Consider the following 9,196-nt stretch of genomic DNA (forward strand, 5'->3'; position numbering starts at 1 on the left):
CGGATTCAAAGGCTTAGCGGCATATGATGCCGAAGGTAAGGTGTATAAGTATGAAGTAAAAGAACAACCGGTAGATGGATATAAATCTGAAGTAAAAGGTTATGATATTACGAATACAAAAATCAAGGAAGATCCAAAAAATCCGAGCGTAGATCCAAAAGACCCGAGCACAGATCCAAAAGATCCGAGCGTAGATCCAAAAGATCCAAGCACGGATTCAAAAGTTCCACCTACTAAAGAAAATACTAAGACATCAGTATGGCTTCCTAACACAGGTGGAACATCAATGGAGATGATTTCATATATTGTAGGAATGTTGTTGATGGCTTTAGGTGGATTCGTATTTGTTCGTCAACGAATGAGATAAAAAGACTGGTTATGGTATAAAAAATCTATCAAACTTGGACATACTAATACTATCAACTTAGAAAGACTAGAGATTATGTATATCTAAGCCAAGCAATTTCAATGGGAAACTATTATCAACTAGGAATAATCTTAATCATAAGTGACTTAGTAGAAATAATAGGTGAAAATAGAATGTATATTGCTTATGTAGTGATTATAATCTGGATTCATCATTATGATTTATAACGTACCGTTGATTCAAAATCAAAAGGCCGTAAAGCGCTTTGTATAAAACGCTTTACGGCCTTTTCTTATTTTAAAATCTTTTGTTATAACAGGTTTTGCGATATGGGAAAGTGGATGAAAGACTTTAGTCTAACTTTTAGGTTTGGAATGAAATTTCCGTTTTTTTCACAGAAACTACTTGTTTGTTAACTAATACTTCATGGTTCTAGGATGTACCTAAAAAGATGAATAAGAGTTTTCTTTTTCGAGAGTAGATATAGGAAGATTTATATTAACTGTTGTTCCTTTTCCTACTTCACTTTCAATAAGTATCTTTCCTTGGTGTTTTTCAATAATTTTATAACAAATCATTAATCCTAAACCGATACCATTTTCTTTGATACTATAAAATGGTTCCCCTAGATAAGGTAAACGTTCTTTTTCAATTCCACACCCGTAATCGGTAAATTGAATGTTTACCTGCTTTTTATCAGGTGCATATTCGATTTGAATCAAGATTTCCCTTCCCATTGGTGTTGCTTCAATCGCATTTTTTAAGATATTTATAAAAGCTTGCTTTAATTGATTCCCTTCACAAAGTATGAATGAAGTATCAGATGTAAACTCAGTTGTAATTTGTATGCAATTCATTATCGCTTGAGGTTCAAGTAACATTACAATTTGCTTCATTAATACATTCAGGTCATTAGTTTTAATTTCTAATGCCTCAGGTTTTGCTAATGTCATAAATTCATTAGTAATACTATCTATACGTTCAATCTCTGATAACACTATATCTATATAATGCTCAATGTTCTTATTTTCCATTGATTTTAATAACTGCATGAATCCTTTCATTGCTGTTAAAGGATTTTTAATTTCATGAGCAATTGCAGTGGATAATTGACCTACTACAGCAAGTTTCTCCGATTTTCGTAATAATTCCTCTGTTTTTAATCGTTCAGTGATATCTCGAGAGATACTTAAGAAAACGTTTTTGCCATTCAAGCTGAAAATATGGATACTAAATTCTGTTGTTATTGTTTTTCCTGTTGGAAAAGTATATTCATCTTGTAAAGTAAAAAAAGATTGTCCTTCTTTAATTTTTTCTAACATTTTTATGATCATTCTAGAATCTTGAGAAACAATATTGAAAAACGGTATTGAGAGAAGCTTTTCTCTACTATACCCAAATCTTTTACAACCGACAGGATTTACTTCAATGAATTGAGTTGGAACCTTATCCTCATTCAGTTCTACTACGTAAACCGCATCAGTTGCTTGTTCGATGAGCGCACGGTATTTCATTTCACTGTCTCTTAATTGTTGATGTAATTGACGGCGTTCTCTTTCTGCTTGTTTCCTTTCAGAAATGTCTCTACAAATTCCTGATAAAGCAATTATATTGCCCCTTAAATCTAGAATTGGTGAAACCGTCACGTTTACATCAATTAGAGTTTTATCTTTTCGTTGTCTAACTGTTTCTAACCTAGTAATAATAGGGTCTTGTATATTGGTATTACTAATATTTTTGATTAACTCTAAAGTTTCATTCATTAAAAAATCAGGTACGCAAGGTAATTTTTTTCCTACGGATTCTTTTTCTGACCAACCAAAAATCTTCTCATAGGCTTTATTCGCTTGCAACATATGTCCGTCTAAATCAAATATAGTGATAGCATCTACGTTATGATTAATAAATGATTCCAGTCGCTCTTTCGTCACCTTTAGTTCATTTTCCGCATTTATTCTTTTCGTTATATCAACAGTAGAACCAACCACCTCAACCACTGTTCCCTCTCTTTTAACAGGCCTAAGAGAGACAAGTATCATAGTCTCATCATTCGGCCATGGTAGTTCGAAAGTTATTTCTTCACCATTCCATGCCTGTTGATAATACTTTAGTATTCGAGAAACTAAATGGGATGAAATAATGGAAGGATCTATAGTAGGTAAATTCTTCCCTACAACTTGTTCAGAGTGAAATCCTTGTTGATAAAATAATTGTCCATCACACAGAGTATGAATAAATTTCCCATTTGCTTTTTTAAATTTAAAAATACCTCCTTGTAGTTCATGTACGGTATCCCTTAATTCTTGCTTTGATTCTAATAAAGTTTCATTCGCTTTAGCTAGGTCTTGTGTTAAGTTATATAAATTTTGATAGGATTCCATAAGGAAAACGCCAATTAAGAGTCCGCAAGATATAAATAATGTACCTTGGATGTTAAGAAGTATAAGTGAGATAGAAGGAAAAAAGAATCCAAATACCCAATGAATTATGGCTAGATAAACAGCTAGATAAAGAAAGACGCTTTTAAAGGGATGGGTATTTTTGAGATATGTTTTGAATATAGTATATATAGTAGCAATTCCTAAAGCAGCTATCAAAGCTGGTCCCCAATCACCACCAAGGTAGAAAATACGCATAAATAAAATAAACATTAACGTGATCCAGCCAGCTGTACGACCAAAATAAATAAACGAAATAATAAGAGGAACGGCTCGCAAGTCATAAAACAATCCCATGTGCTTAAAATTAAAAATCATCAAAATAGCAGCTACGATACCCGCATATGTGCCCTGAAATAAATGGATAAATTTGTGATCCGTTTTCCTTATAAATACTTGAATAAAAATAGCTGAACTAGCTAGGAAAGAAAAAATAGATAGATTAATGAAGAATCCTGTGAATAGCATGCCATATTCCCTCCTTTTTACATGTATTCGACAAAGAGTATAAAAATCCTACAAATTACATCATAATTAGACTTATTATTCTAAAGAATAAGTTTGTTTTCGGGAGAGAGATATGAGTAGTGATGAAAATCTAGATCCTTTTTACCAGGATTATCAATTGGTTGTGATGGATAATAATATTTATTTAATTTTCAGCACAAAAAGTTTCCATTCCAGAAAAAATAACATTCCAGATTTGTTTGTAATCGATTTTTAATGAATTGTTAATACATTTGGTATCGAATGAGATTATGCTTGTTATTCGGGATTTTAAGTAGCTTAAATGAAGTTTCAGAAAAAAGGTGTGAGAATGATTTTTTAACGAATTCCCCTTCCTCAAGTGTGTGAAGGGCGTAGCCCAACGGTAGGTGGGAGATGAATTTCGGTTTGGCGTAGCCAAAAGGCTTTGTTTTTTATTTTGCCTCTGATAAAATCAGTCTTATAAAGTATAAAGGTTGGTATATAAATGAAATTAGATAGCAATAATCATTCAGTGTTCTTGTTATATTATCATCTTGTGTTGGTCGTAAAATACAGAAGAAATGTGTTTGATGATGATATGTCAGACTATGCAAAAGACATGTTTGTCAGGTTATCCGAGAATTACAACATAACACTGGTAGAGTGGAATCATGATGTAGACCATGTTCATATTTTGTTCAAGGCACATCCGAATACAGAAATGACAAAATTTATTAATGCGTATAAAAGTGCAAGTTCTCGACTAATCAAGAGAGACTTTCCACAAGTGAAAAAGAAACTTTGGAAAGAAATGTTTTGGTCAAGAAGTTTTTGCTTACTAACTACTGGTGGTTCGCCAATAGACGTAGTAAAGAAATATATTGAAAATCAAGGTGAAAAGTGAGGTGAAATGATATGACAAAGCATAATAAAGCCTATAAATTCCGTTTGTATCCAACAGAAGAACAAGCATATCTTATGCGTAAAACCTTCGGTTGTGTACGTTTCGTGTATAACAGAATGTTAGCTGAACGGAAAGAAGTGTACGAAAAATACAAAGATGATAAGGAACAACTAAAGAAACAAAAGCTTCCAACTCCAGCGAAATACAAAGCAGAATTTGAGTGGTTAAAAGAAGTTGATTCATTAGCTTTGGCAAATGCTCAACTAAACTTGCAAACTGCCTATAAGAATTTCTTTAGTGGTCAAAATGAGTTCCCAACATTCAAAAGTAAAAAAGACAGAAAGTCTTATACAACGAATGTAGTAAACGGAAATATTATGTTGCTTAATGGTCATATCAAATTGCCAAAACTGAAAATGGTACGTATCAAACAACATAGAGAGATACCACAAGATTATATGATCAAGTCATGTACAATTTCTATGACACCTACTGGTAAATACTATGTGTCCATCTTGACTGAATACGAAAAAGAGATTGTACAAAAAGAAGTAGAAACAGTTGTTGGGTTAGACTTTGCGATGGATGGATTATACGTTAGTTCTGAGGATGAGAAAGCCAATTATCCTAAGTTCTATCGTAACATGTTGGACCAATTAGTAAAGGCACAACGAGTATTAGCAAGGCGCAATAAAGGTTCTGAACGGTGGAATAAACAACGTATTCGTGTAGCTAAGTTACATGAGAAAATAGCAAACCAACGTAAGAATTTCCTTCATCATAAGTCTAAAAAGTTAGCTGCTAATTTTGATGTTGTAGCTATTGAAGACCTAAACCTGAAAGGTATGTCGCAAGCACTTCATTTTGGAAAAAGTGTCGCTGATAATGGTTGGGGTATGTTCACTTCTTTCTTAGCTTATAAACTACACGAACAAGGAAAACAACTTGTGAAAATAGACAGATGGTTTCCTTCCACAAAAACATGTAGCAATTGTGGAATTGTGAAAGATATATCATTGTCTAAACGAGTATATTCTTGTATATGTGGTGTAAATATCGATAGAGATTATAACTCAGCTATCAATATCAAAAATGAAGCACTACGTCTATTAGCGTTAGCATAAATAGCAATAAAATAACCTTTGGAACAAGGGAGTTAGCTCGGCTGTCTAAGGACTAATTCGTTAGCTATCAAAAGTAACGACTAACCGAGAAGCCCCCACTTCAGACAGTCCGTTAGGTCGTTAAGTGGCGGGTAGTTCACGGTTGTTGCATATATTTTATTAAGTATTGGAATTTTTAAAGGTTATTTTGGTAGGGTTAGCGAGGATTGTGAAGAAACTTAGTGTAATTGTAAAAATATACGAAAACAAAAAGCATGTAAGGATGAGTTGTAAGCGAACTACTGGAAAGGAAGTGGAGAAATTATGATACATCGATATGAAATTGATTTTTCTGTGATGTATGATGGCAAGGTAACAGACTTACAATCAGCAATTATTCCAGCACATTCTTTAGAAGAAGCAAACAAGAAATTACAATCGGAAGTAAAGCGGAGGTTAGGGAAATGTCGTGTCAAGATTGATCATACAAGTTTACTTGTTTCAGAGAATAGTCGATACACAATTGTATGAAATGAGGAGAGGAGTCTTGCAATCAGCAAGGCTTTTTTATCGTTAGAGCTTGATGGAAAGCGAACAATTACAGAATTAGTATATCTACCCCGACAAGATTGGTCAGAAAATGGTCATATTTTAAATTACAATATCTATACGAGTGTGGATGGTCTTAAGTATGAAAAAGTATCGTTTGGAACATGGGAAAATAATAAGGATAACAAAACTGTAACATTTGAACCGGTTTGCTATTAAATATGTAAAAATAGAAGTGACAAATGGAAAAAATGGATATGCTTCTGCAGTTGAGGTAGATATTTTTGGATATTAAAAATATGTTTGAACTCAACCATCATCTGTAAAAAAACATATATTTTCCGTGGTATTTGCTTTAGATTTCTCGTCTAATATTTAAAGAAATCCGAATAGAAAATGAGTAAGTTTTCCTTACAAAAATGTCACATTCCTGTAAGGTTATTAGATAGTCTAGCTACTTTTTCCATGTCATAATAAAGACATAAGAAACGCCGATTAAAAATTATAAGTTATAGGAGAGTGTCAATCATGATTGTAACAACAACGCAGGGAATTCAAGGGAAAGAAATTAGTGAATATATTGATATTGTAAATGGTGAAGCTATTATGGGTGCGAATATTGTCCGCGATTTATTCGCTTCAGTCCGTGATGTTGTTGGTGGTCGTGCTGGTGCTTATGAAAGTAAATTAAAAGAAGCACGTGATATTGCAATGGACGAAATGAAAGAACTTGCAAGACAAAAAGGTGCTAATGCAATCGTTGGTGTTGACGTAGACTACGAAGTTGTTCGTGATGGTATGTTAATGGTTGCTGTAAGTGGTACGGCTGTACGTATATAATAAGATAGAAAACAGGCTCTCCCCGTAAAGTGTATATGCTTTACGGGGATTTTTTTGTTGGGAAAATTTTAAAAGTTATTATAGTTTAGAGGGGACACTAGTTAATAGTTTGGACATTTAATGAAGAGTTTTTTTACAATGGAGTGGATCTAGAAAGAGGTGAAAACTAAGAAATTTGGATGTTAGTTTTTAAATTTTAGAAAAGGAAGAATAAAATATAGTGGACATACAATTACAATAAGGGAATGCAGTATAAATCAGTATACATGCATTCCCTTATTATATTTATCTTGTTCCGACAGAAAACTTCTTCCTCAAAAATGTGAAGGTGTGAAACACCAATTTTAGGTAAGAGATGAATGTCTGTAGGCATAATCCTACGTTTTTTGTATACTGAAGGCATCATACAAGAAAGCGAGGTGCAACCCGTGTTAGTAAATAAAGCATATAAGTTCCGTATCTATCCAAATAAGCGACAAGAAATATTAATTGCTAAGACCATTGGGTGCAGTCGCTTTGTATTTAATCATTTTCTTGCTCTTCGGAATGACACCTCTAAAGAAACTGGCAAAGGATTAACTATCCTTCTTGCTCTGCTGAGCCCACTCAATTAAAGAAGCTATAGGATACGCTTTGGTTAAAAGAAGTAGATAGTATTGCTCTTCAATCCACATAAAAAAACCTCGCAGATGCTTTTTCACGTTTTTTCACAAAACAGAATGATATGCCACGATTCAAGTCTAAAAACAATAAAGTTCAATCCTATACAACAAAACAAACTAACTAACGGTAATATTGCTGTAATGGACAATAAAAGGGCATATTCTAAATGCTACGATTAGACGAAACCCAGGGCGGTACATACCTTGTGTCTATTCTTGGAGAATCAGAAGCGCAACCAGTAGAAAAAAAGATTCGTCTGTTGGTGCTGCTAATCAATCCATTGAAGAGCCATCAGCTAAAGCTAATCTAATTTGTTTAAATCATGGAGAAACTATCTAATTGAAAAAAGAGAGTGCCTTCTTTGAAAAAGGACTCTCTTTTCGTATTTTATTATTTATTATTCACATACGTATCAAACCATAAGTGGATATATCCAGCTGTAATACGTTGCGCTTCCATTAAACGTTTTCCAGTCACCGGTGTTACTTCAGCACGCCATTTATCAGCAGCGTCTTGTGATATAGCGGCATCTAGAAACAACTTTTTTGTCTTATCATTAACAATTAGTGGGAAATCTGCTTTTGCACCAACTGCAGAAGCATGAACCCAATCTTCTGGATTTACACTTTTCCAGTTCCAATAGCCATTTCCATCTTTTACTTTATAATTGTCTTTCACAGTATCGACGAAGTTTTCATATTTTGAGTGTAAGGCAATAGGAAGCGAAACGTTGGTAAAGTTCGCTGCATGCATAGGCTGATTAACATCCCCTAAATAATGAAGTGATAATCCTAAATAGAAAAATGCATTTTTAAAATCTTTATTTTGATAGGATTCACCAGCTAATTTAAAATATTTTGCTCCTGTTTCTTTTGCGTGTTTGGCAAGTGGAAGATACGTACTTCCTGTATCAGGATCATAGAAGTGTGAAGCGAATGTGCCATTATCAAAGTACGGATTTTCATAATCGGCAGAGTAGACACCCTTCTCTAACTCATTACGCCATTCATTTAATAGAGATATCTCATTTGGCTTCACAACGGTATTATTTTGGGCCATAACTTCAATGCCTCTGTTAACAATCCATAAATGAGTACTTACTCCTTCATCATGGATGGCTTCTGCGGACCACTTATGACCAAAAGATGTCCCATATTGATGGCTATTTTCATGTGCAAACGCCACACTTTGAATAGGGGCTGATAAAGCAATTACTGAAGCTAAAGCAAAAATTTTTCTTTTCATAAATATTCCTCCATTTGATATATAATCTAACATCACCCTCATGTATAATCCTAGCATTGATCAGTAAGGAAGTAGATTGCTTTTTGAATATATGCAAAATTTCATATTTAAATTCATTATTACATTACGGTGAATATATTTAGGTCGATATGATGAATTTTGGTTCTGGTGCAAAAATCATTTGAAAGAGACATAGAAAACTACATGGGGTAGCACCACATCGCCATCAAGCTAAGAAAAGCATATACCCCAAAACGAGAAAAGTGGCATCTCCCGGTGAAAATGTACAATTTTTGTTTTAGGGGTGTTATAAAATTCTTAAGTTGATGGGCATGTATGGTGATCCCAAATCGTCTTCGATAATTTATTGTGTACATCTGTATGCATCCCCTATATAAATCATAGGGATTGTTTGCATGTTGACTTTGGTTTTATGTACAATAAAGGTAAAGATATAGTTTGAAACAGGAAGAGGAAAACCATGTCCAATTCATTAGTAAATTTACGTATCGATTTTGCATTTAAGCAGTTATTTGGCACAAATGGGAATGAAGATATTTTAGTTGCCTTTTTAAATGCCATATTAAAGGATTCTTTAGAATCACCTATTGTTTCCCTG

Annotated in this window: 8 protein-coding genes and 2 pseudogenes; 8 read left to right on the plus strand and 2 right to left on the minus strand. The window is 33.6% G+C overall.

The genetic code is table 11. The annotated features are described in order from the left end of the window. On the plus strand, nt 1-367 hold a 367-nt coding region (locus tag FT637_RS28800; protein ID WP_193649150.1), incomplete at its 5' end, for a Cna B-type domain-containing protein. A 443-nt stretch (nt 368-810) separates the two neighbouring features. Here the strand turns inward: FT637_RS28800 and FT637_RS28805 are convergent. Then, entirely contained in the window at nt 811-3,273 is a 2,463-nt protein-coding gene (locus FT637_RS28805; RefSeq protein WP_193649151.1) for a PAS domain S-box protein, read from the minus strand. 505 nt (nt 3,274-3,778) lie between these two features. On the opposite strand from FT637_RS28805, the gene tnpA reads away from it, so the two are divergent. From tnpA to FT637_RS30525, 6 genes and pseudogenes are all read left to right on the plus strand, one after another. After that, nucleotides 3,779-4,177 (plus strand): IS200/IS605 family transposase, encoded by a 399-nt coding sequence (gene tnpA, locus FT637_RS28810; RefSeq protein ID WP_002169923.1) that lies wholly within the window; start codon nt 3,779-3,781, stop codon nt 4,175-4,177. A gap of 11 nt (nt 4,178-4,188) precedes the next feature. Next, on the plus strand, nt 4,189-5,301 hold the full coding sequence (locus FT637_RS28815; protein WP_193649152.1) for an RNA-guided endonuclease TnpB family protein: 1,113 nt from the start codon (nt 4,189-4,191) through the stop codon (nt 5,299-5,301). Between the two features lie 303 nt (nt 5,302-5,604). After that, a complete protein-coding gene (locus FT637_RS28820) occupies nt 5,605-5,811 on the plus strand; it encodes a hypothetical protein (RefSeq protein WP_193649153.1) in 207 nt (68 codons plus the stop codon). A gap of 36 nt (nt 5,812-5,847) precedes the next feature. Beyond that, nucleotides 5,848-6,124: pseudogene (locus tag FT637_RS28825) on the plus strand (discoidin domain-containing protein); the annotation flags it as partial. Nucleotides 6,125-6,357: 233 nt separating this feature from the next. Next, nucleotides 6,358-6,669 (plus strand): heavy metal-binding domain-containing protein, encoded by a 312-nt coding sequence (locus tag FT637_RS28830; RefSeq protein ID WP_000637500.1) that lies wholly within the window; start codon nt 6,358-6,360, stop codon nt 6,667-6,669. Nucleotides 6,670-7,097: 428 nt separating this feature from the next. Beyond that, nucleotides 7,098-7,579: pseudogene (locus FT637_RS30525) on the plus strand (helix-turn-helix domain-containing protein); the annotation flags it as partial. A gap of 143 nt (nt 7,580-7,722) precedes the next feature. On the opposite strand, the gene FT637_RS28840 reads toward FT637_RS30525, so the two are convergent. Further along, nucleotides 7,723-8,577, minus strand: coding sequence for a phospholipase C (locus FT637_RS28840; protein ID WP_193649155.1), 855 nt, complete (start codon nt 8,575-8,577; stop codon nt 7,723-7,725). Nucleotides 8,578-9,058: 481 nt separating this feature from the next. On the opposite strand from FT637_RS28840, the gene FT637_RS28845 reads away from it, so the two are divergent. Continuing rightward, nucleotides 9,059-9,196: PD-(D/E)XK nuclease family transposase (locus FT637_RS28845; RefSeq protein ID WP_193649156.1), on the plus strand; the 138-nt coding region annotated here is incomplete at its 3' end.

It is taken from the genome of Bacillus cereus, from assembly GCF_015071065.1.
GTDB lineage: Bacteria > Bacillota > Bacilli > Bacillales > Bacillaceae_G > Bacillus_A > Bacillus_A cereus_BA.

Excerpts from the sequence above, each read along its gene's own strand:
- FT637_RS28815 (WP_193649152.1), top strand. The coding sequence starts at position 4,189 with ATGACAAAGCATAATAAAGCCTATAAATTCCGTTTGTATCCAACAGAA.
- tnpA (WP_002169923.1), top strand. The coding sequence starts at position 3,779 with ATGAAATTAGATAGCAATAATCATTCAGTGTTCTTGTTATATTATCAT.
- FT637_RS28840 (WP_193649155.1), bottom strand. The coding sequence starts at position 8,577 with ATGAAAAGAAAAATTTTTGCTTTAGCTTCAGTAATTGCTTTATCAGCC.
- FT637_RS28820 (WP_193649153.1), top strand. The coding sequence starts at position 5,605 with ATGATACATCGATATGAAATTGATTTTTCTGTGATGTATGATGGCAAG.
- FT637_RS28830 (WP_000637500.1), top strand. The coding sequence starts at position 6,358 with ATGATTGTAACAACAACGCAGGGAATTCAAGGGAAAGAAATTAGTGAA.
- FT637_RS28805 (WP_193649151.1), bottom strand. The coding sequence starts at position 3,273 with ATGCTATTCACAGGATTCTTCATTAATCTATCTATTTTTTCTTTCCTA.